This window comes from Alistipes finegoldii DSM 17242, from assembly GCF_000265365.1.
Classification (GTDB): Bacteria; Bacteroidota; Bacteroidia; order Bacteroidales; family Rikenellaceae; genus Alistipes; species Alistipes finegoldii.
The window spans coordinates 3,125,788-3,151,504 of record NC_018011.1 but is presented as its reverse complement, the minus strand read 5'-3'; the positions used below and the strand labels follow the sequence as shown (position 1 = coordinate 3,151,504).

Here is a 25,717-nt window from a genome sequence, read left to right as displayed (position 1 = left end):
CGAACCGCTCCCCTCCCGGAGCGATTCGGCAGGATTAGACAAAAATCTAAACAATGAGAAAAATGAAACGATTGATAAAATTCAGATTACCGTATCTGTTCGCAGCCGCATTTCTGCTGTTGTGCATCGGAATCAGCTGTTCGGAAGATCCGACATGGACCAAACCGACGCCCGAACAGGAGGAAATTATCCCCGCCGTCTTCATCGAAGATCTCGTGATGCCCGATGCGGAGGAGATCTTCATCCCGGAGGACCCCATCAAGATCATGGGAACCGGATTCGACAAATACGACGTATTCCTGTTCCGCTCCACGTCGGAAGACCCTGCCGAGGAGACCAAATATTTTCAGGCCGAGATCAGCGAGGTGGCCGAGGATTACGTCATAATAACCGTTCCCAAAACGATCGACCTGCGCTCGTACGAGCTTATCCTGAAGCGTTACAACAAGCAGCAGGTGCTGGGTCCGATGACCATCTACAAGGCGCACTTCCCCGCGATTCCCGATCAGGCGGGCATGACCGTCAAGGGCCGCGTCTACTGCGGGAAAAAGGCGGTCGCAGACGTGGTGGTGTCCGACGGAGTCATCGTCACCAAGACCGACAAGGACGGCGTCTATTACCTGCCCTCGGAGAAGAAAATGGGGTACGTATTCGTTTCCATCCCCTCCGGATACAACATCGAGAGCGAAGCGGGTTATCCGGCCTTCCCGGCCATGAGCCAGCAGCTGCTCAACGAAGACAACGAGCAGCACGATTTCGCGCTTACGGAGATCCCCGGCGGAAACACGAACCATGTGATGATGGTATTCACCGACCTTCATCTGGCGAGCAAGACCCCGAACACGGCAGGCAAATATGCCGACATCGACCAGTACAAGAACAAGTTCATGCCCGACATCACGGCCGAAATGGCGCAGTATGCGAACGTGTATGCGCTCTGTCTGGGCGACATCACGTGGGATGCGTTCTGGTACAAAACCATGAATCAGGGTCCTGAGAACATGGTGGAGGTACGCTACCAGCTGCCGAACTACAAGGACTTGATGAAGAACTTCCCCTGCCCGGTTTTCAACGTGATCGGCAACCACGACAACGATCCGAAGGTAGTCGGAGACTATTTCACGGAACTGCCTTTCAAGCAGCACATAGCCCCCACCTACTATTCGTTCAACATCGGCGACGTACACTACATCGTTCTGGACAACGACCAGTACGACAATTACAACGGCGGCAGCCGCATCGAGCGGATCGGTCTGCTCGGCGACTCCGACCCGCAGAAATGGCAGATGGCGTGGGTGGCCGAAGACCTGAAATACGTGGACAAGTCCAAGAAGATCGTGGTCGCCATGCATGCCCCGATGACCTCGGCCGGTCTGAACCCGATCGTGACGCTTTCGGGCGGAAACGACCTGCTCGGTCTGCTGCAGGGTTATCAGGTGGAATTCCTCACCGGACATACGCACACCAATCACCACGCGAAGATCGCCGAAGGCGTACGCGAACATAACGTCGCAGCCGTATGCGGCACGTGGTGGTTCAACGTGAAAAGCGCCAACGGAGGCGCCGACTACGACTTGTGCAAGGACGGCTCCCCGACGGGATACGGCGTATTCAAATTCAACGGAACGGCCGTGCAGTGGTACTATAAGGGGATCGAGGTGGCCCGCAACGAGCAGTTCGCCGTATACGACATGAATTTCGTGAAGAGCGACTACAAGAGCGCCGTGGGCGCCAAGGCCAACGAAGTGCTGGTCAATGTCTGGAACTGGGACGAAGACTGGACGGTATCCGTGACCGAAAACGGACAGCCGCTCACAGCGACCCGCGTATACCGCAAGGACCCGACGCACTACACATGGCAGAAAGACGTACTGGAACCGGCCCACGCCCCCGGATCGCCCAACAGCACCTACCTCACGGGCTACAATGCCCATATGTTCTCCGCCATAGCGCAGGTTCCCGGCTCGACGATCAAGGTCGTCGTAACGGATCCGTTCGGCGGCGTCTACGAGAAGACGATCGTACGGGAAATTCCTTCGAATCTGCCGGCGCAATGGGTATTTACAAAGGGCGTCAACGTCGATGAGTTCGTCGTGGACAACAAAATGCCGTCGGCAACCGGAAAGGGCTATATCAGCTATATCAGCAACTGCGATCCAGCACTCGACGTAAACAACAAGATAGCCCGCGCCAATACGGCCGGCGAGCCTTATATCACGGGCGGATGGCCGGGCGACTGGTGGCTGTTCACCATTCCGGAAATGACCATAAAGGCCGGAACGGTCATCAACGCCAAGTTCCACGCACGCGCATCCGGAACCGGTATGAAATACTGGATGCTGGAGTACTACGACGGCGGCGAATGGAAGCCCGGAGCGCCCTTGCAGACGACGACCGTCGGAGAGGGCGATCAGGCGCAGACGTTCTCTTACAATTATGAAATGATGAATACGGACCATTGCCTGATCGACCGCAACATGACGTTCGAGCATGCCATCAATAACGGGGATATTCTGATCCGGCTCCGTTGCATGGCCAACTGGCAGGCCAGCGGAAAGGGAGCCTTAGCCGCTCCCAACGGCGGTACGCACCGCATATCCGTACAAAACAATATCAACCCCACGATCTCGATCGTTCAGTAAACGGGATCGGACAGCAAACAGAACGGCCGCTTCTTTCGGGAGCGGCCGTTTTATTCGTCTACAGCCGAGCAAATTCGCGTCATAGCAGACGATCCCCGACCGGGCGGACATTGGCCGTCGTTCTTACGTCTCAGAAATAAGTATTACTCCATAGCAACAAGAGTATGCTTAAAAATTAGAATGAAACGGGATGCAACTTCCCCTTTTGCGTTCGGCTTGGTGCGCACAATAAAGTTGCCAGAGGGACATTCTGATTTAAGTCTACCCATAATTTCCGATTTTTTACCATCACAAAGATGAATCCAAAAATTGTCAATTTTTTGTCAATTTTATTTAACCGGAAATGTCCCTTAAATACTAACGGCACGATTATGAATCGTGCCGTCGAGTAATTTAACTATATCATTTTGAGCTATTTCAGCCCAAAATTCTTTTCAGTACTCTTCCTCGTTGAAGAAGAAATCGTCTTTCGAGGGGTAATCGGGCCAGATGTCTTCGATAGATTCGTATATCTCGCCTTCGTCTTCTATTTCTTGCAGATTTTCAAGCACTTCAAGAGGTGCACCCGAACGTACTGCATAGTCGATCAGTTCGTCTTTCGTGGCAGGCCAAGGGGCATCTTCGAGTTTCGATGCCAATTCAAGTGTCCAGTACATAAATTCAATGTTTTTAAGTTCCCAAATATCAGCGGATTAGCCAAACCAAAAACGGGACTGTTCCGCCATCACTGATTTGCAAAAGTATAAAAAAAACGAGAAAAACAAAGAAAAAACAACAAAACATCGCCGGTGCAGGATAAACACGCTTGCAATCAACGAATTACGGAATCCACAAGGTTTCATCGACCTCGTAATGCGCCGTAAGCATGCGTCCGAGCGCATAAAAGTAATCCGACAGCCGGTTCAGGAACATCAGCGCCTCGGCGTCCGTGCCGTATTTCTCGTCGGCGCGCAGTGCGGCGCGTTCGGCGCGGCGGCAAACCGTGCGGCAGACATGGCACATCGAAACGACGGCGTTGCCGCCGGGAATCGTAAACTTGTCGATCGGCGGTACGGCAGCCTGCAAGGCATCGATCCGCCCTTCGAGCCACGTGACGGCTTCGGGCGCCAGCGGAGCGACCTTCTCGCAGCCCGATTTCCCGCGGGCCAGCAGGGCTTCGACGGTCATCAGCCGCGAAAGGATGCGGTTCAGGTCGTCCACATACGGCGTCAGTGCGGCATCGGAGCGCATATTGTCGCACAACAACGCCGTAAAAGCCGCCAATTCATCTACCGAGCCGTATGCTTCGACCCGTTCGTCGGTCTTGAAAACCCGCTCGCCGCCGACCAGAGACGTGGTCCCCTTGTCGCCCGTTTTGGTGTATATTTTCATATCCGGAAATGTTGTTTCGGCAAATTATTATTGAAAATCAGCAGGTATCCCCTATTGTCCACCGTCGTCGAACGATGCGCCGCCACGATCTGACGGCACAACATCTGGCGATCCTGTCCCTCGCAGGGCGACATCAGGGCGACGGTATGCCCCGCTTCGCCCGCGGCGGCGACCAACGCCAGCGTCTCCGCACGGGGCAGGTCCCGCGTCAGGATACAGAATTCGGCATCCGCACGATTCAGGCCAAACGTACCGTAACCGCAATGAATCGCCACGTTTTGCAACTGTATCGCCCGGCGTTCGGGCACTCCGGCACCGCGCAGCGCCCGGTACAGCCGCCGGTCGCCCGGCAGCAGCTCGCCGCGCATGAAGACCTCCCGTACAATATTATATACGAAGGGCGAATGGACTCCGTGCCCCCGAAAATAACGGGCGCGGACAAGTCGGTTGTGCAGTTCTGCGATCCGTCCGTAAAAACCCAGTCCGATAGTGCGGCCGCCGATCCTCATCTCCCCTATTTTTTCAGCATGCCCGCCAGACGGCCTGTCGAAAAGGCGATCTGCAGGTTGTATCCGCCCGTATTGGCGTCGAGGTCCAGCACCTCGCCCGCAAAGTAAAGTCCCCGGACCTTCAGCGACTCCATCGTATAGGGGTTCACCTCGTCGCAGCAGACGCCGCCGGCCGTAACGACGGCATATTCGAACGGCGCATAATCCGTAAGCGGGAAGGTGAATCCCTTGAGCGTCTTTATCAGGCGGCCGATCTGCTCTTCGGTGATTTTGCTGACGTAATTCTTGCCGTTGACGTCCATTTCATGCACAAGAGTCAAGACGAGCGGCTTCGGAACCAGCTTACGCAGCAGTTCGGTGAAAAACTCGGTCGGCTCCATATCGGCGATCTCGCGCGCGATCCGCTCGCGCAACACCTCTTCGGTAAGCGCGGGTTTGAGGTCCACGACCAGTTTCACGCGCCGCTGGTCGATCAGCGCATCCACCGCGTCGCGGCTCATCCGCAGCGCCACGGCGCCCTCGATGCCGCGCTGCGAGAATCCCAGTTCGCCGAACTCCTCGCGCACGGGCTGGTCGTCGATCCAAAGCGTCGCCCGGACGTTGCGCAGCAGAAGGCCGTCGAGGTATTTGATCTGCGGATGCGACGAGACGAGCGGCGTCAGCGAAGGGCGCACCGGCTCTACGGAGTGCCCCAAGTCGGATGCGAAGGCGTATCCGTCGCCCGTGGAACCCGTCGCGGGATAGGAAAGCCCTCCCGTAGCGACGATGACGTTCGGGCACTCCTCCTTGCGTTCGAAACCGCGCTTGTTGATATAGCGGACGCCGAAGACCTTGCTGCCCAAGGTCATAATCCCGGTGACGCGCGTATTGTATATGATTTTGACGCCGTTCTCGAAGCAATATTCCAACAGGGCCGTAGCGATGTCCCACGCCTTGCCGCTTTTGGGAAAGACCCGTTCGCCGCGCTCGATTTCGAGCTTCACGCCCGCCCTCTCGAAGAAGCGGATGGCGGCGCGGTTGTTGAACTCGGCGAAGGCCGGCGCGAAAAACTCCGCATTGATCCGCACCTGCGAGGCGAACTCCTCGGCAGGGCGGGCGTTGGTGACGTTGCAGCGGCCCTTGCCCGTGATGCGGACCTTACGGCCCGATTTCTCCATCTTCTCGATGAGCAGCACACGTTTTCCGTTGCGCGCGGCGGTTCCTGCGGCCATCATGCCCGCAGCCCCCGCACCGACGACGATGACGTCGTACGGTATGATCTCTTTTTCTTCCAATTGCTCCATACGACCGCAAAGATAGGCAATAATTCTTTCTTTACGGAAAAATTTTTCTATCTTTGCGGCCGTTAAAACCGTTCTAAAAGATATGTTGAGCAGAAGATTACTTCGTATTAAGGTCGTCAAAGCGCTGTTCGCGCACCTCAAATCGGGTGCAGACAACATGATTGCGTCCGAGAAAACGCTGATGACGTCCGTCGACAAGGCCTACGACCTCTACTTCCAGATACTGATCCTGCCCGTGGAAATCGCCCGTTACGCCGAACAGCGTCAGGAGCTGGCCAAGCAGAAAAAACTGCCGACACACGAAGACCTCAACCCCAACACCAAATTCGTCGACAACCAGATCATCCGCGTAATCGCCAACAGCGACGCGGTGAACGACTATGCGGCGGCCCGCAAGCTGAACTGGACGCGGTATCCGGAGTTGATACGCACGCTCTACACCCAGCTGACCGAAAGCGACTACTTCAAGGATTACATGGCGCGTCCGGAGCGTTCGTTCGCCGACGACCGCAAACTGCTCGAAGACTTCTTCAAGGAGCTTCAGAGCTGCGAACCGCTGGACAACGTGCTGGAGGAGATGTCGATCCTCTGGAGCGACGACCTGCCCTATATCGTGATGATGATCCTGCGTTCGCTCTCGAACCTGCGCCCGACGCACACGGAGCTGAAGGTTCCCGCGAAATTCAAGAGCGACGAGGACCCGCAGTTCGTCCGGACGCTGTTCGAAAAATCGCTCGTCAATTACGACTCCTATCAGGATTATATCGAGAAATTCACCTCCAACTGGGACGTGGAGCGCATCGTCTTCATGGACAACCTCATCATCGGCACGGCGATGGCCGAACTGACCTCGTTCCCGTCGATTCCGGTCAAGGTGACGCTCGACGAGTACATCGAGATTTCGAAATACTACTCGACACCCGGCAGCAGCACTTTCATCAACGGCGTGCTGGACAAGATCGTCGATTCGCTCACCGCCGAAGGCCGCATCAAGAAAGCGGGCCGCGGCCTGATCTGAGGTCCGATGCTGCGTGTCTGTCTGTTGCTGCTTCTGGCCGCGTCGCTCGCGGCATGCGGCGCCCGGCAGGTGAAGACCGAACGCAAAGGCCGGATTATCACCCTCACGGACAAGATTCTCGACACGGGAGGTACGGACACCGTGCGTTTCGGACGCCTGCATTCGGGCGAAATCGCCCAGCTGCGTCTGTGGCTGGCCAACGAGACAAGCGGACCGGTCGTCATCGCCAAATACGGCCGCAGCTGCGGATGCACGACGCTCGAATATGACAATCAGCCGATTAACGCCGGCGATGCGCAGCAGGTGACGCTCACTTTCGACGCAAGGGGCGAATGGGGCTGGCAGCTCAAGACGCTCGACGTCTCGTTCGCCGGGGCACGCAGTCCCCTCCGGCTGTTTATCGAAGCCGAAGTGGAATAAATAGTTGCGTATTCGACAATATTTCGTATATTTGTCCCGTTACAGAAATTAAACACTAAAACATAACGACGTATGATCAATTTTCTTCAGGTGCCGCCCGTAGAACCCCAGCCGGGTTTCATGCAGCAGTACAGTTTCATCATTATGATCGGCCTCATGGTGCTGGTTTTATGGCTCTTCATGTGGCGTCCCGAAGCCAAGCGCCGCAAGCAGATGCAGGCTTTCCGCGACGGGCTGAAAAAGGGCGACAAGGTCATCACCGCCGGCGGTATCTACGGCACGGTAAAGGAGATCAAGGAGACCACCCTGCTGATCGAAGTGGACGGCAACGTAACGCTGCGCATCGACAAGAACATGGTGGTAGCCGACAACAGCGACCTCCAGCGTCAGTAAACAGAATACGCGAAAACAGAAAAAGCTGCAAATTTTGCAGCTTTTTTGTTTGTCGGTTAGGAATTTATCCCTATATTTGCACCAGCAACCGGAGCAATCCGGGCACGATCCCAATAACATTGTCGAGGGGGGGGGAATCTTTTAAGCGCCTCTTACAGATTACCCCCTTTTCGGCAATGTTTTTTTAGGCCCTTCACACAAAGAGACACGCCGATCTTCGGCCCTTCGGCCGCCGATCCACCGGTCAAGCGCCAGCCAGCCAGCCAGCCAGACGATCCGCAGGTCGACAGGTCGGCGCATTCCCGCAACAGCCGCGGCCGCGAAAGCACCTCCCCTACATTCAGAAAAGATTTCCCGTTTCGCCGTTTATTGCTATATTTGCGGTCGAATTTTCATATCAGACACCATGACCCAGCACATATCCTATCCCACCGTCGGGACCTGTTCCCGGCAAATCGACATCGAACTGGAAGAGGGCGTTATCCGCAGCGTAACCTTCACGGGCGGCTGTTCCGGAAACACGCAGGGCATCGCCGCGCTCGTACGCGGCATGAAAGCCGCAGATGCCGTCGCGCGGCTCGAAGGCATCGACTGCCGCGGCAAGGGCACGTCGTGCCCCGACCAGTTGGCAAAAGCGCTGAAACAGGCGCTTTAGCGCCCCGGCGCAACATCGGGAACGAATTTTGCACGCGGCAGGTACATAAGATCAAAACTGGAAATCTATGTATTTTGTCTGGTACCTCCTGCTAGGTCTGGCGTCCGGATGGATCGCCAACCTCATCGTCAAGGGCGACGGCTCAGGGCTCATCATCAACCTTATCGTAGGACTCGTCGGCGGCGTGCTGGGAGGCTGGCTCTTCTCGCCCGTAGGACCTGCGCCGATAGGTTCGCTCGGCAGTCTGGCGACTTCGGTCATCGGCGCCGTCGCGCTGTTGTGGATCGCCGCCGTCATAACGCGCAAGAAAATCCGATAAACCTAAATCATTCGATCATGGACACACTGAAAACCGACAAGACCGACACCGCAGAGGCGGAAAATATCGAAACGATGGAACTGTTGACCGGCATGCTCGACAATGCGACGCAGTGCGGCGGAACGGACGACGAAAATCCGGAGCCGGAGAAATCCGGGAAATGACGCCGGAACCCTCCGGCAAAAGCCGTGCCGGACTGGTGTAGACAGCTGATGGACAGCGCGATAACACAAAAGGGAGACCTCGAAAGTCTCCCTTTGTGTGAGTTGAGCTGCCAGGACTCGAACCTGGAACGACAGAACCAAAATCTGCTGTGTTACCATTACACCACAGCTCAATCCGTTGCTCGAAAGCGGCACAAAGATAAGCAAATTTTCCCAAAATACAATTCCGGAAGCGAAAAATGCTGCAAATCAAGGTGCATAGTCGGTATAATTTTATTACTTTTGCAAGGATGAAACAGTGGTTGATGATATTGGCTTTGTGCTGGGCGGCGGCGACGGTAAACGCCGCCGGGGAGAGTCAGTCCCGTACGCTCCGGACCGAAATCACCGCCGCCGTTCTCTCGCAGGCCGACAGCGAACGTTTCGAGACCGACAACGCACCCCTGCTGGCTACCGCCTGCACGGGCTGCACCCAGCTTTCGGGAGCGGAACAGGGCGCAGGACGAAGCGTCCGCCACGCGGAGAATTTCATCGTGGCGGGGACCCGCGGGTACGCCTGCGCAGGCAATCCGCACCCGGCCGCACCGGCTGTCGGAAAATGCGGCGTACGCCCGCCCAGCATACGCAGGGCCGATCGGTATATTTATTATTTGAGGAGGATCATCATTTAGCGGAGGATTCACGTTCGAACCGCACGCTCCTACATGCGGACAATACTTTCACGAATCTTTCACCAAACGAAAACTCATCAATGAAAAATATGATCGATGATGCGATTTATTCCGCATCGCCCGAAATTGCATGCCGCCGTTACAACCCGTCATTAGGCATCGTGCTGACGGCAGGCAGCATCACCCTGCTGTGGGCCAACTCCCATGCCAGTCTCTTTACCGAGAACGACATGCTGTCACAGTGGAACCTTTTGATCAGCTCCTGCATCCTTTGCACGGGCATCGTGATGATCTGCTACCGGCTGTTCGGCGATTCGTCGGCCCCGGTCGAGAAGCGGAGCCGCGAGCGGCTCTACCGCTCGGAATACTCCTTCGAGGCGCACGATCTGCCCAAAGTGCAGTCGGCGATCGAATGCGGCAACTTTGCGGTACTGCAGAATCTGCCCCGCAGCTACCAGCCCGCGGCTCAGGTCATCTGCTACCGGACGGACAGCGGCTCGCTTATTGCGGCGCAGGTGCTGATGAACCGGCAGCCGACCGGGGAGATCAAGGTCTTCCGCGCCGGAGAATATGATTTTTAACACATAAAGCATGATTCTGACAATGATTCTGCTCTTCGTGGTGGGTTACACGTTCATCGCGCTGGAGCATAAGGTAAAAGTGGACAAATCGGCCATCGCACTGCTTATGTGCGGCGCGATATGGACGGTTTTCAGCCTGTGGGGACACGACAGCAACATCAGCCACGAGATGGTAGACCATCTGGGCGACACGTGCGAAATCTTGGTTTTCCTGATCGGAGCCATGACCATCGTCGATCTGATCGACACGCACGGCGGCTTCAACGTCATCACCGACCACATTACCACCCGCAACAAGCACAAGCTGATGTGGCTGCTGGCCATCATCACGTTTTTCATGTCGGCGGCGCTGGACAACATGACCACGACGATCATCATGGTAATGCTGCTGCGGCGAATCATTGCGGATCAGAAGGAGCGCTGGATTTTCGCCAGCCTGATCGTCATCGCGGCCAACAGCGGCGGCGCATGGTCGCCCATCGGCGACGTGACGACGATCATGCTCTGGATGCGCGGCAACGTCACTGCGGCGGCCCTGATGGGAACGCTCTTCGTGCCGTGCATCGTATCGGTAATCATCCCGACGGCGATCGCGATGCGCTACGTGGGCAACGAAGACGCGGCCCCCGTGGACGAAAGCGCGTTCGAAGCGGAGCTGCCCAAGGGCGTGGGTCCGCGGCTGAGCAAGTTCATCCTCGTCACGGGCGTCCTCAGCCTGCTGTTCGTACCCGTATTCAAGAGCATCACCCACCTGCCGCCCTACATGGGCATGATGGTTTCGCTGGGCGTGATGTGGGTGCTGACGGAGATCATCTACGACCGCAAACGCGGCATCGAGGAGTCGATCAAATGCCGCGTTTCGAAAGTGCTCAAGCATATCGACATGCCGACGATTCTCTTCTTCCTCGGCATCCTGATGTCGGTGGCCGCACTGCAGAGCGCGGGCGTGCTGACCGACGTGGCCAACTGGCTCGACAAGCAGGTGCACGAGGTCTTCACGATCGCGGGCGTCATCGGCGTGCTTTCGTCGGTCATCGACAACGTACCGCTGGTGGCCGCATGTATGGGCATGTATCCGGTCATGGACGCGGCGGCGGTTGCGGCCAGCGCCGATCCGGCCTACATGCAGTCGTTCGTGCAGGACGGACTGTTCTGGCACCTGCTGACCTACTGCGCAGGCGTGGGCGGCAGTCTGCTGATTATCGGTTCGGCGGCGGGCGTCGTGGCGATGGGGCTGGAAAAGATCAACTTCGCGTGGTACTTCAAGAAAATCACGCTGCTGGCGTTCGTCGGCTATCTGTCGGGCATTCTGGTCATCCTGCTCGAACACCTGCTGATCGGGCTATGACCGGAGAGGAGCGATGTGAAAAAGGGCGCGGAGGATTTTCCCCTGCGCCCTTTTCATTTACAGGCGGTTATTCATAGCCGGGCCGCTGATTGTCGGCCGGCCGTTTTCCGGGCTGAGCGTTCTCCGCAAGGAACGGCGAATACATCATCAGCGCGTCGTTGCGGGTGACGTACTGCACATCGACGCAGCGGCCTTCGGCGTCGTACACCTCGCGGTAGAGCTTGTTGTGGCGGCTGTATCCGCCCCAGTATTCGCTCTGCATGCAGTGATCCCGTTCGACCACGCGGTAGGAGTATTCCGGCCGCCGGTCGGCGCGCCACTCCCCTTCGAGGAACTCGCCGCCTACGGTGACATGCAGGCGGAAAGTCGTCTGCGTATCGTTGCGGATCATCAGGTCGCGGTAGGGATAAACGCAGGTCGCGCCGCTTCCGAAAGGCTGGTGCGGCCGCAGTCGGGAAATACGTCGTACGAATGGCGGTAACGCTCGACAACGGTCAGCGGCGTATGGAGCGTCATCCAGAAGATCAGGTTGGACATCTGGCAGAGTCCGCCGCCGACTCCGGGGCGGAACGTGCCGCAGAAAAGAACGATGCCGTCGAGATAGCCCTTGCGGCGGGAGGGACGTCCGATCAGCCGCCAATAGCTGAACGTCTCGCCCGGACGCAGCACCACGCCGTCGAGACGCGCCGCGGCCAGCCGGAGATTGGTGATCTTGTTGTATTGGTACTGCATGTCGACGTCCTTCAGCCTGCGCAGCAAGGGCGTCCGGTGCCGGAAGTGCGAATAGTCGCAGCTCGGAGAGCCGGATTTACGGGCGAAACGCAGGCCGCCGAAGTACCACAACCCGTAACGCAGGCAGGTGTACCAGAGACGTCCGCACCACAGACGGAAGCGGCTGCGGCGCCGAGGTTCGGCACTTGGTCGGTCCACGGTCAGCCCAGTTTGGCCATGAACTTCTCGCAGTCCACGACATAGCGGATATGCACGCCCTCGCCGATCATCCCCCCGGCGTCGCGCGCGCCGACGTTGAAAGTCAGCTTGCGTCCCTCGACTTCGGTCAGCACGGCCGTCGCGGTGATTTCGGCGCCCAGCCCCGAAGGTTTGATATGGGTGACGTTCATCTCCGCGCCCACGGTCGTCGAGCCGGCAGGCAATGCGGCCGCCGCGGCTGTCATGGCGGCGTTTTCCATCAGCGCCACCATCGAAGGCGTGGCGAATACGGGCAGGTCGCCCGATCCCATCGCGGCGGCCGTATTTTCGTTCGTTACCGTAGTGCGGCTCTGGGCCGACAATCCTTTTTCGAGCATAATATCGTTCTGGCGTATGACGTTTAACCGATAAATAATTACCTTCGCAAAGGTAACAATTTTTTACGGACATGAAAAAGTGGCTTCTGCTTCTGATAACGCTGGCCGCCGCACTCCCCGGAGCGCAGGCGCAGGGAGGCCGCGGCTTCTGGCATCAGGAGTGGTGCGTGGAAAAGGGCGACTCCGTGCCGCTGGTGCACATTCTTCCGGTTTACGTATTTAGCCGCCCGGTGGACCTGCGCCGCTACCGCAAGCTGGTCGATGCCGTGAAGAAGGTCTACCCCATCGCCCGGATCGCCAAAGCCAAGATGGCGGCCATGGAGGAGGAGTTGTGCCGCCTGCCGACGAAGAAGGCGCAGAAAGCCTATATCAGACAGGTTTACAACCAAATCAAGGAGGAGTATACGCCGGTGCTGAAGCACATGACCCGCACGCAGGGCAAAGTGTTGCTGAAACTGATCGACCGCGAAACGGAATACACCGCCTACGAGGTGCTGAAGGAGTTCCGGGGCGGCTTCGTGGCGGGATTCTGGCAGGGCGTGTCGCGCATCTTCGGACAGAACCTCAAGTCGGAATACGACAAGCAGAACGAAGACCGGATGATCGAACAGATCGTAATTTATTACGAAGCCGGACTGCTGCGGTAAGCGACCGGCTGGGGCAACCGGGCTGCGACGGCTGGGCAACCGGATTGCGGCGACCCGGCAATCCGGTCAGAAGTTGAACGACAGGCCGACGCCGACGCCCATATAGGAGCGGGTCGGACGGAAGTCTCCGTATCGGAATCCGAAATTATCCGTAATATAACAATGGTAGGTGAAATCTCCGTAGAGATTGAACCGCCAGATGGGAATAATCAGCCGCGCGCCGACATCGAAAGTACAGCTGAAGCGGTGTCTGACGAGAAATCCCCCGTCATAGGGCGGAAGGCTCAGCGGCCCGAACATCATGCCCGGTGTGAAACCCGTATGCACTTCGAACGCCGAGGGGAGAATCGAGAACAGCGTGGTGAGGAACGCACTGCCCCAGTCGGGTTTGCTCTCCCCGTAATACCCGTAATAATCGTTGCCATAAGGGTCGTTGTTCGGATAGCCTTCGTCCCTGCTTCTGCGCCATGCCGACACCATACGTCCCGTCCGCCATGTAAACTGCATCGGGATGGAATAGTAGTCGAAGACGTCGGAGTCCAGAAAGACGTTCAGACCCGTGCGGAAGCCGATGTTGTAGTAGTTGTAGCGGGCATAGTCGATGCTGAACGCCTGCAGGTCGGGCGAAAGCCGGCCGCCGTTGCCGAGCTGGATCTGGGCGCCGTAGCGGATGCCGATTTCGTTGCCGTAGGGCAGGCCCTTCGGGGGCTGCCATTCGTCGGGAGTCTGGGCCGCCCCGCTGACGCAACACAGAAGCGCGAGGAGTACCGCAAAAGCTGTTTTTTTCATAATGCATAGTTTGCTTCGGTCACAAAGGTAGCACAATAGGCCGGACTGCCAAACATTTACGCCGAAAAGTGCGGTCGGCGGCGGCAGCGGCGCCGAAAATTGCCGCGGCCCTTGCTCTTTGTGAATTATTCGTTATCTTTGTGGGCAAAATTTCGCAGACCTATGTTTGAAAATTTAACGGATAAACTCGAACGGTCGTTCAAAATCCTCAAAGGCGAGGGCCGCATCACGGAGATCAACATCGCCGAAACCCTCAAGGAGATTCGCCGTGCGCTGATCGACGCCGACGTCAACTACAAGGTAGCCAAGTCGTTCACCGACGAAGTGAAGCAGAAGGCGCTGGGGCAGGACGTATTGAAGGCGGTGAAGCCCGGCCAGATGATGACCAAGATCGTACGCGACGAGCTGGCCCTGTTGATGGGCGGCACGGCGACGGACATCCGGCTGGAGGGCAATCCCGCCGTGATTCTGATCGCGGGTCTTCAGGGTTCGGGTAAAACCACTTTCTCAGGCAAGCTGGCTTCGTTCATCAAGAGCAAGAAAGGCCGGCAGGTACTGCTGGTCGCCGGCGACGTTTACCGTCCGGCAGCCATCGACCAGCTGAAGGTGCTCGGAGGGCAGATCGGCGTCGAGGTATATACCGAAGAGGGCAGCAAAGACCCGGTGCAGATCGCCGAAAACGCCATAAAATACGCACGCCAGCACGCGTTCAACGTCGTGATCGTCGATACCGCCGGACGTCTGGCCGTAGACGAGGCGATGATGCAGGAGATCACGGCCATCAAAACCGCCGTGAAACCCTCGGAAACGCTCTTCGTCGTGGACGCCATGACGGGTCAGGACGCCGTGAACACGGCACGGGAGTTCAACGACCGGCTCGACTTCGACGGCGTGGTGCTCACCAAACTCGACGGCGACACCCGCGGCGGCGCCGCGATCTCGATCCGTTCGGTCGTCAACAAACCGCTGAAATTCATTTCGAGCGGCGAGAAGATGGACGCCCTGCAGGTCTTCCACCCCGAACGTATGGCCGACCGTATTCTGGGCATGGGCGACGTGGTGTCGCTCGTGGAGCGCGCGCAGGAGCAGTTCGACGAGGAGGAGGCCCGCAAGCTGAAAAAGAAGCTGGTCAAGAACCAGTTCAATTTCAACGACTTCATCGGCCAGATCCAGCAGATCAAGAAGATGGGCAACCTGAAAGACCTTGCGTCGATGCTTCCCGGCATGGGCAAGATGCTCAAGAACGTGGACATTCCGGACGACGTCTTCAAGCAGACCGAGGCGATCATCTCGTCGATGACCCCCGCCGAGCGCGAACGCCCCGAAATCATCAATGCCCGCCGCCGCGAACGCATCGCTAAAGGCAGCGGCACGACGATGGCCGACGTGAACCGTCTGATGAAGCAGTTCGAGGACACCCGCAAGATGATGAAGGCCGTGGCCGGAGGCGGTATGAAGATGCCGAAGATGCCCGGCATGCGGCGGTAATTCAGACGACAAGCCGTCCCGCCGTCCCGGAAAATCCGAAGTTTCCGAAACAAAATCAGAAAATCCCTGCACGACCGATTCGGTGCAGGGATTTTTAAATTCGGACCGGGCTACTCCGTCCAGCCGTTATAACGGATGTTGTCCGGATTCCATTTCTGTTTAGGCTCCGGGGTCTCGGCCGGATACCCGATCGGAATCACGTTCAGCGGTACGACGGACCCCGGCAGTCCCAGAATACTGCGAACGGCCTTCACCCGCTCGCTGCGGGGATATACGCCCGTCCACACCGCCCCCAGCCCCACGGCATGCGCTGCGAGAAGCAGGTTCTCGGAAGCGGCCGAAGCGTCCATCACCCACCAGTCGCCGGAAGCGCCCGGATTGCGGGTGAGGTCCGCGCAGACGACGACCGCCAGCGGCGCCGATGCCGCCATCTTGGCGTATTGCAGGGAGTCGGCAAATTTTTGGAGCAGCGCCTTGTCGTCCACGACCACGAAGACCCACGGCTGGCGGTTCATGGCCGAAGGCGCGGCCATCGCCGCACGCAGCAGCAGTTCGACCGTATCGGCCCCTACCGGACAGTCCCGGTAGGCGCGAACGCTCGTGCGCGTCGCAATCACGTCGAGGGCGCTCCGCTCCCCCGCGGCCGGCAGTCCGGCGGCAGAGATTCCCGCAGCTGGCATTCCAACGGCGGAGGTGCCGGCGGCGGCCTGTTTGTCGCCGGCCAGCCACCACGTCAGCAGGGCCGCCAGCAGGGCGCCGAGCAGGAAAAAGAGAGTTTTCGAGGTTTTCATAGGCGGTTGCATCGGGATTTCACTTACGGCAAATATAAACGAAAAAATCGGGAAATGCGGCAGGACGGGTCCAATCGGGAAAAATGCCGGGTAAATTAATCGTTCCCGTGTTTGGAGGGGGTGCATTTTATCGTTACCTTTGTCCGGATCATATCCCAGAAAGAAAATGCACAAATCGGGCTTTGTAAATATCATCGGAAATCCCAATGTCGGAAAATCGACACTGATGAACGCTCTGGTCGGCGAAAAACTGTCGATCATCACCTCCAAGGCGCAGACCACGCGCCACCGCATCATGGGCATCGTCTCCGGCGAAGATTTCCAGATCGTCTACTCCGACACGCCGGGCATCCTCAAACCCAGTTACAAACTGCAGGAGTCGATGATGAAATTCGTGACCGGCGCCGTGACCGACGCCGACGTCATCCTCTACGTCACCGACACCGTGGAGCAGGGCGACCGTTCGGCCGAAATCATCGGCCGCATCCGGGAAAGCGGCATTCCGACCGTCGTGGTGATCAACAAGATCGACCTCTCGACGCCCGAAGCGCTCGACGCGCTGGTGGACAAGTGGCGACAGGAGCTGCCCGAAGCGCAGATCGTACCCGCATCGGCCAAGGAAAACTTCAATATCGAGGGGTTGTTCAAAACCATCCTCGCCCTGCTGCCCGAAGGTCCGGCGTTCTACCCGAAAGAGACGCTGACGGACAAGACGCTGCGTTTCTTCGCATCGGAAATCATCCGCGAAAAGATCCTCAAATTCTACGACAAGGAGATCCCCTACTGCTGCGAAATCGAGATCGACAGCTACAGGGAGGAACCGACGATCGACCGCATCGCCGCGACGATCTACGTCGCCCGCGACTCGCAGAAAGGCATACTGATCGGCCACAAGGGCGAAAAGCTCAAGCGTGTGGGACAGACCGCACGCGAGGACATGGAGGAGTTCCTCGGCAAGAAGGTCTTCCTGCAGCTTTTCGTCAAGGTAAGCGACGACTGGCGCAACAACGAGCGCCAGCTGCGCCGTTTCGGATATGAATTGGAATAAACCGGAATAATAAACAGCCCGAAAAGAACGTTAGAGGGACAAGTGAGTCGGAAAATGCGTAAATATATCTTGGGAATCGCCCTTGCCGCCGCGCTGATGTGCGGGACGAAATCGTATGCACAATACAACCGGGAATATTTTTTCTGGGTCGGACGTTCGTGCATGATGAACAACGATTACCAAGAGGCCATCCGCACGCTCAACACCCTGCTGCGTTTCGACGAAAACGCCTTCGAAGGCTATTTCCTGCGCGGCATCGCCAAATACAACCTCGACGACCTGCTGGGCGCCGAAGCCGATTTCTCGACCGCGATCCGCATGAATCCGGTCTACACGCAGGCCTACACCTACCGCGCCATCACCCGCTCGCGGCTGGGCAACTACGACGACGCGCTGCAGGACTTCCGCGAAGCCATCGAGCTGCGTCCCGACCTGCCGGGACCCTATTACAGCCGCGGCGTCACGCGTCTTTTGAACCAGCAGTTCACCGAGGCCATCGACGATTTCGACAAGTTCATCCGTCAGGAGAACAAGGTCGCCGACGCCTTTATCTGCCGCGGCCTGAGTTACCTGCATCTCAAGGACACGGTCCGCGCCTACGACAATTTCAACACCGCCATCCGCACCAACCGCGAGAACCCCAACGGTTACAACCGCCGGGGCGGTCTCTACATGGAGCAGAAGCGTTATCCCGAAGCCGAAGCCGACTTCAACAAGGCGATCGAGTGCGACTCGACCTACCTGCTGTCATACTTCAACCGGGCACTGGTCTACTCGAACACCAACCGCCCGATGCTGGCCTTGTCGGACTTCGACAAGGTGATCCAGCTCGATTCGACCAACTCGCTGACCTACTTCAACCGCGCCATGCTGCGCACGCAGATCGGCGACTACAACCGCGCACTGGAGGATTACGACAAAGTGGCGCTCTATTCGCCCAACAACGTGCTGGTATACTACAACCGCGCGGGCGTATACGCCCAGCTGGGCGAGATCGAAAAAGCCGCCGAGGACTATACCTCGGCCATCAAGCTCTATCCCGACTTCGCCAACGCCTATATCTACCGCGGCCGCCTGCGCGAGCTGCTGCGCGACCCGCAGGGCGCCAAGAAGGACCGCGACACGGCGCAGAAGAAAATCGCGGAATACCGCTCGCGCCTGAGCGACAGCACCTATTCGATATTCGCCGATACGACGCAGCGCTTCGACCGCCTGCTGTCATTCGACAGCAAATTCTCAGGCGGCAGTTTCGACCGCGTGACGGGCCACAACGGCGGACGCGAAGAGATGCGCCTGCTGCCGCTGTTCAAATTCACGCTGATGCGCCCCGACACCGTGCCGGCCGTGGAGCGTTACCACGTGCAGCGCGTCGAAGACTTCAAGAAACGCGTGGACAACGAATTCCTGACGCTTTCGTGGCGCGAAACCAACATTGCACCCGACACGCTCGTGATGCTCGACAAGCAGTATGTCGAGGAGCTGAAAGCGGCGGAAACCTCGTGGACGGTGCTCTTCGAGCGCGGCGTCTCGCAGGCGCTCATCAAGCAGTACACCAATGCCGTCAATACCTTCTCGTCGGCCATCGAGCTGAATCCGAGCAACCCGTTCCTCTACCTGAACCGCTCGACCACGCGCGCCGAGATGATCGACTTCATCTCGTCGATCGACAACTCCTACCAGCGCATCACCATCGACTCGGACCCGGCGAACCGGCTGAACAACAACAGCAAACGCACGTACAGCTACGACGAGGCGGTAGCCGACCTGAACAAGGCCATCAAGCTCTTCCCCGATCTGGCCTACAGCTACTACAACCGTGCGAACCTGCGGGCCTTGTCGGGAAGCCTGCCCGAAGCGTTCGAAGACTACACGAAGGCCATCGAACTCAACCCCAATTTCGCCGAGGCGTATTACAACCGCGGCATCATACAGATATTCATGAAGGACACGCGCAAAGGGTGTCTCGACATTTCGAAGGCCGGCGAACTGGGTATCGTCGAGGCTTACGAGGTGCTGAAACGTTACGCGCCGACGGAGAAGTAAGCTAACTCAAATCAAATAACTATGACGGAAATTATCCAACGAAAACTCAACGATTCGGCATTCGTCCGCTGGACGGCGCTGATTCTGATCGCGCTGACGATGTTCTTCGGCTACATGTTCGTAGACATGATGTCGCCGCTGCAGAGCATGATCGAGGCCCAGCGCGGCTGGACGCCCGACGTCTTCGGCATGTACGGAAGCTCGGAGTTCATTTTCAACGTCTTCGGATTCCTGATTCTGGCGGGCATCATCCTCGACAAGATGGGCATACGCTTCACGGGAGTGCTCTCGGCGTCCCTGATGTTCATCGGCGCCAGCATCAAGTATTACGGAGTGAGCGACGCCTTCATCGGTTCGGGCATCGAAACGTGGCTCAACAGCTGGTGGGTATCGTTTCCGGGCAGCGCCAAACTCGCATCGCTGGGATTCATGATCTTCGGCTGCGGCATGGAGATGGCCGGCATCACCGTATCGAAGACCATCGCCAAATGGTTCGAAGGCAAGGAGATGGCACTGGCCATGGGACTCGAAATGGCCATCGCCCGCGTGGGCGTATTCGCCGTGTTCACCATCTCGCCGTGGCTGGCCAACATGGCGCCGGCAACGGTCGTACGTCCGGTGGCGTTCTGCACCCTGCTGCTGCTGATCGGCCTGCTGACCTACGTGGTCTTTACGTTCATGGACCGCAAGCTGGACAAACAGCTGGGACTCGACGCCAAAGGCAACAACAGCTCGGAAGAGGAGTTCCGCGTCAGCGACCTCGGCAAAATATTCGGCAGCAAGGTCTTCTGGATCGTCGCCATGCTCTGCGTGCTCTACTACTCGGCGATCTTCCCCTTCCAGCGTTTCGCCACGAACATGCTGGAGAGCAACCTCGGCGTCTCGGCCCAGACGGCCGCCGACATCTTCCGCTGGTTCCCGATGGGCGCCGCGGCCATCACGCCACTGCTCGGCAGCTACCTCGACCATAAGGGCAAGGGCGCTACGATGCTGATCTTCGGTGCAATTCTGATGACGGTCTGCCACCTGATCTTCGCCTTCGTACTTCCGGCCTATCCGAGCACGCTGATCGCCTACGGCGCGATCATCATTCTCGGCATCTCGTTCTCGCTGGTTCCCGCGGCCCTCTGGCCCTCGGTTCCCAAGATCATGGAGACCCGCTATCTGGGTTCGGCATACTCGCTGATCTTCTGGATTCAGAACATCGGGCTGTGCCTCTTCCCGGCCGTGATCGGCTATGCGCTCAAATTCAGCAACCCCGGCCATATCGACGGTACAGCCTACAACTATACGCTTCCGATGGTGATCTTCGCAAGCTGCGGCGTCGTCGCCATGCTGCTCGGCATATGGCTCAAAGCCGAGGACCGCAGGAAACATTACGGGCTTGAACTGCCCAATATCAAGAAGTAGCCAAACTACGATAAGTAAATGAAGAGGAAGGGCTGTCGTGCGATGCACGGCGGCCCTTTATAATTTACTGCTACATAGCCCGTTAATCGTACAGTGCCGAAGCGGCGGCACCGCATCGAGGGAGAGAAAAACAGCCGAAGGTTGCTGTTAGTAATATTTTTTACTATATTTACAACCAAGTTGTTAGGTTAAAACAGACAGGATAAAACGTAAAAATCAGCGTAACGAACTTACAGTTTGTTACTTCAGACTTCGCACCCGGCGGAAGCGGGGCGGATACGGTTTGTTCGATTAAAACGAAAAAACAATGTGTGATCCCATCAAATCAATCGCCAACCGCCTGCGCGGATTGCGCGAAGTGCTCGAACTCTCGGCGCAGGAGGTGGCGGAGAGCTGTCATCTCCGGGTCGAAGAGTATATGGCGCTGGAGAGCGGCGAAAGCGACATCTCGGTAAACGTCCTGCAGACCATAGCCCGCCGTTACGGAATCAGTCTGGACGTGCTCATGTTCGGCGAAGAGCCCAAGATGAACGCCTATTTCATCACCCGTGCGGGTGCGGGCGTGTCGGTCGAACGGCGCAAAGCCTACAAGTACGAAGCGCTGGCGTCGGGATTCCGCGACCGGAAAGCCGATCCTTTCATCGTGACGGTAGAACCCACTCCGGCCGACGCCCCGATGCACCTGAACAGTCACGAGGGGCAGGAGATGAACTACGTGCTCGAAGGGCGTCTGCTGCTGAGCCTGAACGGGAAAGAATTGATGTTGAACGTCGGTGACAGTCTCTATTTCGATTCCAGCCTGCCGCACGGAATGAAGGCGCTCGACGGGCGGCCGGTCCGCTTTCTGGCGATAATCATGTAAGCTATGGTAGAGAGATTCTTACAGCAAACGGCCTTCCGCTCGCAGGAGGATTACAGAAAGAACCTGCATATCCGCGTCCCGGAGAATTTCAACTTCGCGTATGACGTGGTGGACGCCTACGCGGAGGAACAGCCCGACCGGAAAGCGCTGCTCTGGACAAACGATCAGGGTGCGGAGATTCAGTTCACGTTCGCCGACATGAAGCGGGAGACCGACCGCACGGCCTCCTATTTCCAGCGTCTCGGCATCGGAAAGGGCGACGTGGTGATGCTGATTCTCAAACGGAGATACGAATTCTGGTTTTCGATCCTCGCCCTGCACAAGCTGGGGGCGGTCGTGATTCCGGCGACTCACCTGCTGACCAAGAAAGACGTCGTGTACCGGTGCAACACGGCCGGAATCAAGGCGATCGTCGCGGCGGGCGAACGGGTGATCACCGACCACGTGGCGGCGGCCATGCCGGAAAGCCCGACGACCGAACTGCTGATAAGCGTCGGGCCGGAAATTCCCGAAGGATTCCTCGATTTCCACGCGGGAATCGCAAACGCCGCCCCTTTCGTGCGTCCGCAGCGGGTGAACGCCAACGACGATATCATGATGATGTACTTCACATCGGGAACCACGGGCGAACCTAAAATGGTGGCGCACGACTTCACCTATCCGCTGGGGCATATCAGCACGGGGTGTTTCTGGCACAACCTGCACGACGGGAGCCTGCACCTGACGATCGCCGACACGGGATGGGCGAAGGCCGCTTGGGGCAAGCTGTACGGGCAATGGCTGGCCGGGGCCAATATTTTCGTCTACGACCACGAGAAATTTACGCCGGCGGACATCCTGCACAAGATCGAACAGTACCGCATCACCTCGCTGTGCGCCCCACCCACGATCTACCGCTTTCTGATCCGCGAAGACCTCTCGAAATACGACCTCTCGTCGCTCGAATACTGCACCACGGCCGGAGAAGCATTGAACGGAGCCGTCTACGACACCTTCAAGCAGCTGACGGGCGTCCGGCTGATGGAGGGTTTCGGGCAGACCGAAACGACGCTCACGCTCGCCACATTCCCGTGGATGTAGCCGAAGCCCGGCAGCATGGGCGTGCCCAACCCCCAGTACGAAATCGACCTGCTGACGCCCGACGGACGTTCGGCCGAGGACGGCGAACAGGGGCAGATCGTAATCCGCACCGACAAGGGAAAACCGCTGGGGCTGTTCAAGGAGTACTACCTGAACGACGAACTCACGCGCGAAGTCTGGCACGACGGAGTTTACTACACGGGCGACGTGGCATGGCGCGACGAGGACGGCTATTTCTGGTTCGTGGGACGTGCCGACGACGTGATCAAGAGTTCGGGCTACCGCATCGGCCCCTTCGAGGTGGAGAGCGCGCTGATGACCCACCCCGCCGTGGTGGAGTGCGCCATTACGGGCGTGCCCGACGAAATCCGCGGACAGGTGGTCAAAGCGACGATCATCCTCGGCGAAAAGTACAGGACGCAGGCCGGGGAAGCGCTGATCAAAGAGCTGCAGAACCACGTGAAGCGGATCACGGCGCCCTACAAGTATCCGCGCATCATCGAATTCGTGGAGGAGTTGCCCAAGACGATCAGCGGCAAAATCCGACGCAAGGAGATTCGCAACGGGGATGAAAAACGGTAATCCCCGCCGGGGCGGACCTATCCGCCGGCAGATTTCCGGAGCCAGCCGGATACCAGCACCTTGCTGAATTGCCCGGAATCTGCAGGGTTGCCCGGAGTTTTCGGGTTACCCGGAGTTTTCGGGCTGCAGTTCGGGAACTTGGCCGGGCGCTGTTCCTGCGACCGAGGTCCGGCTCCGCCGCGAGATACACCCCTCTTTCTATTCCGATCGCCTGAAACAAATGTTTCGGGCGATCGTGTTTTTTTGGGTTCGGAGGGCAGCTACGATTAAGGCACGCCCGCGCCAGCATCTCGATACGCTCCGCAACGACTCGATGCGGCCCGCATCCCAATGCCCCGCGGGATCAGCGGACTCGCAGGATCAGCGGACCTGCCGATCAGCGGACCCGTTCGTACAGCTCCGTGATGCGGCTGCACATCTCTTCCCACGAAAAACGCTTGCGCTCCTCGATGCAGTTCAGTCGGAAACGCTCGATCGCGTCACCCTCGTACATCTTCGCAACGGCTTCGGCGACGCCCCGCGCCGTCGGTTCGCACACATACCCTACCCGTCCGTCGGGCACGATCTCGGCCAGCCCCCCGACATCGGTGACGACCATCGGAACGCAAAACTGATAGGCGATCTGCGTCACGCCGCTCTGCGTGGCCGTTTTATAGGGCTGCACGACGAAATCGGCGGCCGAAAAATAGTATTTCACCTGCTCGTCGGGAATAAAGCGGTCGTGAAGAATCACGTCGTCCTGCAAGCCGTTGTCGGCGATCTGACGCAGGTAACGCTCCTTCGGGGTGTAGAACTCGCCGGCGACGATGAGTTTGCGCCCTTCGGCGCGCCCCGCGCGTTTCAATTCGGCCCACGCATCGAGCAGCAGATCGAGTCCCTTATAATCGCGGATCAGGCCGAAAAACAGCGCGTAACCCACCGCAGGATCGAGCCCCAGCCGGACGCACGCTTCGGAGCGCGCCACCCGCTCGCCGAAATTTTCGAACAGCGGATGCGGCGAGAAGAGTGCCGGAGCCTTGCTGTAGGCTTCCAGTTCGCGGTGCACCTGCTCGGACATATAGACGAAGCCGTCCACGGCCCGCAGGTAGTAACGGTTGAAGGGCTTATCGGTCAGGTGGCGTTCATGCGGCTCGACATTGTCGATCTGGCAGAGGACCTTCGTATGGCCGTTGCCGCGCGCGATGCGCGCGATGGTGCCGAAGCAGGGCGCCATGAAGGGCGTCCAGTACTTCATCAGCACGAAGTCGGGCCGCTCCCGGCGAATGCGCCGGCCCACGCGGAGCCAGTTGAAGGGATTGACCGTATTGACGCACCGGCAGATGTCGAGGTCGGCGGGAGGCGGCGTATCGACGGTCTGGCTCTTGCCGGGGAAGAGCAGCGAAGGATATTGCAGCGTGAAGGTTTTGATATCGACCTCATTGCCCCGCAGCCGGAACGTGCGGGCCATGATCTCCATGATCGAAGCCAATCCCCCGCGGTAGGGGTGCGCAGGTCCTAAAATCGTAATTTTCATAGTACAAATATAGGAAAATATGCGACATGGCAACCGTTTTCCCGCTCTTTATCGCCGACGCAGAGGGCGCATCGGCGGATCGGCCGCCCGCAGGCACGGAAAATCCCCGCCGAAGCGGGGACTTCCCGTGCCGCAGAGGGCAGAAACGCATATACGATTAAAAAACGGGATCCGGCCCGGAAGACATCCGCGGTACCGGTCCGGCAGGACGGACTATTCTCCGTCGCCGGGGTGTCCGAAGCTCTTGGCGGCATGCTTGCTTCCCGCGGCGGATTGCAGCGCGAGGTACTCCTCGCCGTAGTCGAGTACGTTTTGCAGTTCGGTACGGAAGGTGTCGAGGTGCTGCTCCTCCTCGGCGATGATGTCCTGAAACATCTTGTGCGTGACGGCGTCCTTGTGCTCGGAAGCGATGCGCGAAGCCTCGTTGTAGGAATCTATGGTGCTCTGCTCCAGCTGCAGCGCCAAACGGAGCATGTCCTTGACGTCGGTCACCTGCCGGGTGCGGAACGAAGCGTTCATATCGACGTCGCCCTGCAGGAAGAGGATGCGGTCGGAGAACTCTTCGATATGGCGCATCTCGGCGATCGAGATTTCGCGCATGATCTTCGAAAGGTACTGATAGCGGTCATCCTCGAAATGGGTGTGGAAATACATGTACTGGAGTGAAGTGGCGATTTCCTTGCCCACGGCATCGTTCAGCAGGTCGATGCTCACCTGATACTTGTTTTGTGTTTTAACTGCGTTTTCCATAATGAAAAAGGTTTTGCAGCCGTAACTGCAAAA

General features: G+C 58.0%; 27 protein-coding genes, 1 tRNA gene and 1 pseudogene. 17 read left to right on the top strand and 12 right to left on the bottom strand.

Annotated features, from left to right (window positions below):
• The first annotated feature begins 62 nt into the window (after positions 1 to 62).
• Positions 63 to 2,642 carry a calcineurin-like phosphoesterase C-terminal domain-containing protein gene (locus ALFI_RS13580; protein ID WP_244264979.1) on the top strand — a complete coding sequence of 860 codons (2,580 nt, stop codon included), beginning with the start codon at positions 63 to 65 and terminating at the stop codon, positions 2,640 to 2,642.
• 434 nt (positions 2,643 to 3,076) lie between these two features.
• On the opposite strand, the gene ALFI_RS13575 is transcribed toward ALFI_RS13580, so the two are convergent.
• The 4 genes from ALFI_RS13575 to ALFI_RS13560 form a co-directional block, all read right to left on the bottom strand.
• A complete protein-coding gene (locus ALFI_RS13575; protein WP_009597992.1) occupies positions 3,077 to 3,298 on the bottom strand; it encodes a DUF2795 domain-containing protein in 222 nt (73 codons plus the stop codon).
• A 163-nt stretch (positions 3,299 to 3,461) separates the two neighbouring features.
• A complete protein-coding gene (locus tag ALFI_RS13570; RefSeq protein WP_009598082.1) occupies positions 3,462 to 4,013 on the bottom strand; it encodes a cob(I)yrinic acid a,c-diamide adenosyltransferase in 552 nt (183 codons plus the stop codon).
• Positions 4,010 to 4,522 carry a hypothetical protein gene (locus tag ALFI_RS13565; RefSeq protein WP_014776235.1) on the bottom strand — a complete coding sequence of 171 codons (513 nt, stop codon included), beginning with the start codon at positions 4,520 to 4,522 and terminating at the stop codon, positions 4,010 to 4,012. The genes ALFI_RS13570 and ALFI_RS13565 overlap by 4 nt, the downstream gene beginning before the upstream one ends.
• A gap of 5 nt (positions 4,523 to 4,527) precedes the next feature.
• Positions 4,528 to 5,805 carry a BaiN/RdsA family NAD(P)/FAD-dependent oxidoreductase gene (locus tag ALFI_RS13560; protein WP_014776234.1) on the bottom strand — a complete coding sequence of 426 codons (1,278 nt, stop codon included), beginning with the start codon at positions 5,803 to 5,805 and terminating at the stop codon, positions 4,528 to 4,530.
• 82 nt (positions 5,806 to 5,887) lie between these two features.
• On the opposite strand from ALFI_RS13560, the gene ALFI_RS13555 reads away from it, so the two are divergent.
• The 6 genes from ALFI_RS13555 (at position 5,888) to ALFI_RS17180 (ending at position 8,774) form a co-directional block, all read left to right on the top strand.
• Positions 5,888 to 6,823 (top strand): transcription antitermination protein NusB, encoded by a 936-nt coding sequence (locus ALFI_RS13555; protein WP_009598045.1) that lies wholly within the window; start codon positions 5,888 to 5,890, stop codon positions 6,821 to 6,823.
• 6 nt (positions 6,824 to 6,829) lie between these two features.
• Complete coding sequence (locus tag ALFI_RS13550) at positions 6,830 to 7,243, top strand: DUF1573 domain-containing protein (protein WP_014776233.1); 414 nt, start codon at positions 6,830 to 6,832, stop codon at positions 7,241 to 7,243.
• A 72-nt stretch (positions 7,244 to 7,315) separates the two neighbouring features.
• Complete coding sequence (gene yajC, locus ALFI_RS13545) at positions 7,316 to 7,636, top strand: preprotein translocase subunit YajC (protein ID WP_009598011.1); 321 nt, start codon at positions 7,316 to 7,318, stop codon at positions 7,634 to 7,636.
• Between the two features lie 406 nt (positions 7,637 to 8,042).
• Positions 8,043 to 8,291 (top strand): TIGR03905 family TSCPD domain-containing protein, encoded by a 249-nt coding sequence (locus ALFI_RS13540; RefSeq protein ID WP_014776232.1) that lies wholly within the window; start codon positions 8,043 to 8,045, stop codon positions 8,289 to 8,291.
• Between the two features lie 67 nt (positions 8,292 to 8,358).
• Positions 8,359 to 8,610 carry a GlsB/YeaQ/YmgE family stress response membrane protein gene (locus ALFI_RS13535; RefSeq protein ID WP_014776231.1) on the top strand — a complete coding sequence of 84 codons (252 nt, stop codon included), beginning with the start codon at positions 8,359 to 8,361 and terminating at the stop codon, positions 8,608 to 8,610.
• A gap of 17 nt (positions 8,611 to 8,627) precedes the next feature.
• A complete protein-coding gene (locus tag ALFI_RS17180; protein WP_014776230.1) occupies positions 8,628 to 8,774 on the top strand; it encodes a hypothetical protein in 147 nt (48 codons plus the stop codon).
• A gap of 102 nt (positions 8,775 to 8,876) precedes the next feature.
• Here ALFI_RS17180 and ALFI_RS13530 read toward each other — a convergent pair.
• Positions 8,877 to 8,947 (bottom strand) — tRNA-Gln (locus ALFI_RS13530).
• A gap of 117 nt (positions 8,948 to 9,064) precedes the next feature.
• Between ALFI_RS13530 and ALFI_RS13525 the strand changes: the two genes are divergently transcribed.
• The 3 genes from ALFI_RS13525 to nhaD all read left to right on the top strand — a co-directional run bounded on the left by ALFI_RS13525 (position 9,065) and on the right by nhaD (position 11,374).
• Positions 9,065 to 9,445 (top strand): hypothetical protein, encoded by a 381-nt coding sequence (locus ALFI_RS13525; RefSeq protein WP_227042163.1) that lies wholly within the window; start codon positions 9,065 to 9,067, stop codon positions 9,443 to 9,445.
• Between the two features lie 80 nt (positions 9,446 to 9,525).
• The gene (locus ALFI_RS13520; protein ID WP_009598089.1) at positions 9,526 to 10,026 is read left to right on the top strand and encodes a hypothetical protein; all 501 of its coding nucleotides are present in this window, start codon (positions 9,526 to 9,528) and stop codon (positions 10,024 to 10,026) included.
• A gap of 10 nt (positions 10,027 to 10,036) precedes the next feature.
• Positions 10,037 to 11,374 (top strand): sodium:proton antiporter NhaD, encoded by a 1,338-nt coding sequence (gene nhaD / locus ALFI_RS13515; protein WP_009597990.1) that lies wholly within the window; start codon positions 10,037 to 10,039, stop codon positions 11,372 to 11,374.
• A gap of 67 nt (positions 11,375 to 11,441) precedes the next feature.
• Here the strand turns inward: nhaD and ALFI_RS17500 are convergent, their stop codons facing one another.
• The 3 genes from ALFI_RS17500 to ALFI_RS13505 are packed head-to-tail and all read right to left on the bottom strand — an operon-like array spanning position 11,442 to position 12,681.
• Positions 11,442 to 11,765, bottom strand: coding sequence for a hypothetical protein (locus tag ALFI_RS17500; RefSeq protein ID WP_227042164.1), 324 nt, complete (start codon positions 11,763 to 11,765; stop codon positions 11,442 to 11,444).
• Positions 11,765 to 12,304: a VanW family protein gene (locus ALFI_RS17495; protein ID WP_227042165.1), complete on the bottom strand. Its 540-nt coding sequence runs from the start codon at positions 12,302 to 12,304 to the stop codon at positions 11,765 to 11,767. The genes ALFI_RS17500 and ALFI_RS17495 overlap by 1 nt, the downstream gene beginning before the upstream one ends.
• 2 nt (positions 12,305 to 12,306) lie before the next feature.
• Positions 12,307 to 12,681, bottom strand: coding sequence for a thioesterase family protein (locus ALFI_RS13505; RefSeq protein ID WP_009598069.1), 375 nt, complete (start codon positions 12,679 to 12,681; stop codon positions 12,307 to 12,309).
• A gap of 71 nt (positions 12,682 to 12,752) precedes the next feature.
• On the opposite strand from ALFI_RS13505, the gene ALFI_RS13500 reads away from it, so the two are divergent.
• On the top strand, positions 12,753 to 13,328 hold the full coding sequence (locus ALFI_RS13500) for a DUF4294 domain-containing protein (protein ID WP_009598013.1): 576 nt from the start codon (positions 12,753 to 12,755) through the stop codon (positions 13,326 to 13,328).
• A gap of 66 nt (positions 13,329 to 13,394) precedes the next feature.
• Here the strand turns inward: ALFI_RS13500 and ALFI_RS13495 are convergent, their stop codons facing one another.
• On the bottom strand, positions 13,395 to 14,117 hold the full coding sequence (locus ALFI_RS13495) for a hypothetical protein (RefSeq protein WP_014776227.1): 723 nt from the start codon (positions 14,115 to 14,117) through the stop codon (positions 13,395 to 13,397).
• A gap of 162 nt (positions 14,118 to 14,279) precedes the next feature.
• On the opposite strand from ALFI_RS13495, the gene ffh reads away from it, so the two are divergent.
• The gene (gene ffh / locus ALFI_RS13490; protein WP_014776226.1) at positions 14,280 to 15,605 is read left to right on the top strand and encodes a signal recognition particle protein; all 1,326 of its coding nucleotides are present in this window, start codon (positions 14,280 to 14,282) and stop codon (positions 15,603 to 15,605) included.
• 110 nt (positions 15,606 to 15,715) lie between these two features.
• Here the strand turns inward: ffh and ALFI_RS13485 are convergent, their stop codons facing one another.
• Positions 15,716 to 16,396 carry a nitroreductase family protein gene (locus ALFI_RS13485; RefSeq protein WP_229100509.1) on the bottom strand — a complete coding sequence of 227 codons (681 nt, stop codon included), beginning with the start codon at positions 16,394 to 16,396 and terminating at the stop codon, positions 15,716 to 15,718.
• A gap of 166 nt (positions 16,397 to 16,562) precedes the next feature.
• Here ALFI_RS13485 and era point away from each other — a divergent pair, with 166 nt between their 5' ends.
• The 5 genes and pseudogenes from era to ALFI_RS13460 all read left to right on the top strand — a co-directional run bounded on the left by era (position 16,563) and on the right by ALFI_RS13460 (position 23,421).
• Positions 16,563 to 17,444: a GTPase Era gene (gene era / locus ALFI_RS13480; RefSeq protein WP_009598058.1), complete on the top strand. Its 882-nt coding sequence runs from the start codon at positions 16,563 to 16,565 to the stop codon at positions 17,442 to 17,444.
• 54 nt (positions 17,445 to 17,498) lie between these two features.
• The gene (locus ALFI_RS13475) at positions 17,499 to 19,487 is read left to right on the top strand and encodes a tetratricopeptide repeat protein (RefSeq protein WP_014776224.1); all 1,989 of its coding nucleotides are present in this window, start codon (positions 17,499 to 17,501) and stop codon (positions 19,485 to 19,487) included.
• A gap of 21 nt (positions 19,488 to 19,508) precedes the next feature.
• Positions 19,509 to 20,897, top strand: a complete 1,389-nt coding sequence (locus ALFI_RS13470; RefSeq protein ID WP_014776223.1) for an MFS transporter — start codon at positions 19,509 to 19,511, stop codon at positions 20,895 to 20,897.
• A 307-nt stretch (positions 20,898 to 21,204) separates the two neighbouring features.
• The gene (locus ALFI_RS13465) at positions 21,205 to 21,759 is read left to right on the top strand and encodes a helix-turn-helix domain-containing protein (RefSeq protein WP_014776222.1); all 555 of its coding nucleotides are present in this window, start codon (positions 21,205 to 21,207) and stop codon (positions 21,757 to 21,759) included.
• Positions 21,760 to 21,762: 3 nt separating this feature from the next.
• A pseudogene (locus tag ALFI_RS13460) lies at positions 21,763 to 23,421 on the top strand (AMP-binding protein).
• Positions 23,422 to 23,797: 376 nt separating this feature from the next.
• Here ALFI_RS13460 and ALFI_RS13455 read toward each other — a convergent pair.
• Complete coding sequence (locus ALFI_RS13455; protein WP_014776221.1) at positions 23,798 to 24,934, bottom strand: glycosyltransferase; 1,137 nt, start codon at positions 24,932 to 24,934, stop codon at positions 23,798 to 23,800.
• A gap of 213 nt (positions 24,935 to 25,147) precedes the next feature.
• Positions 25,148 to 25,684, bottom strand: coding sequence for a ferritin-like domain-containing protein (locus tag ALFI_RS13450; protein WP_009597968.1), 537 nt, complete (start codon positions 25,682 to 25,684; stop codon positions 25,148 to 25,150).
• Positions 25,685 to 25,717 lie beyond the last annotated feature (33 nt).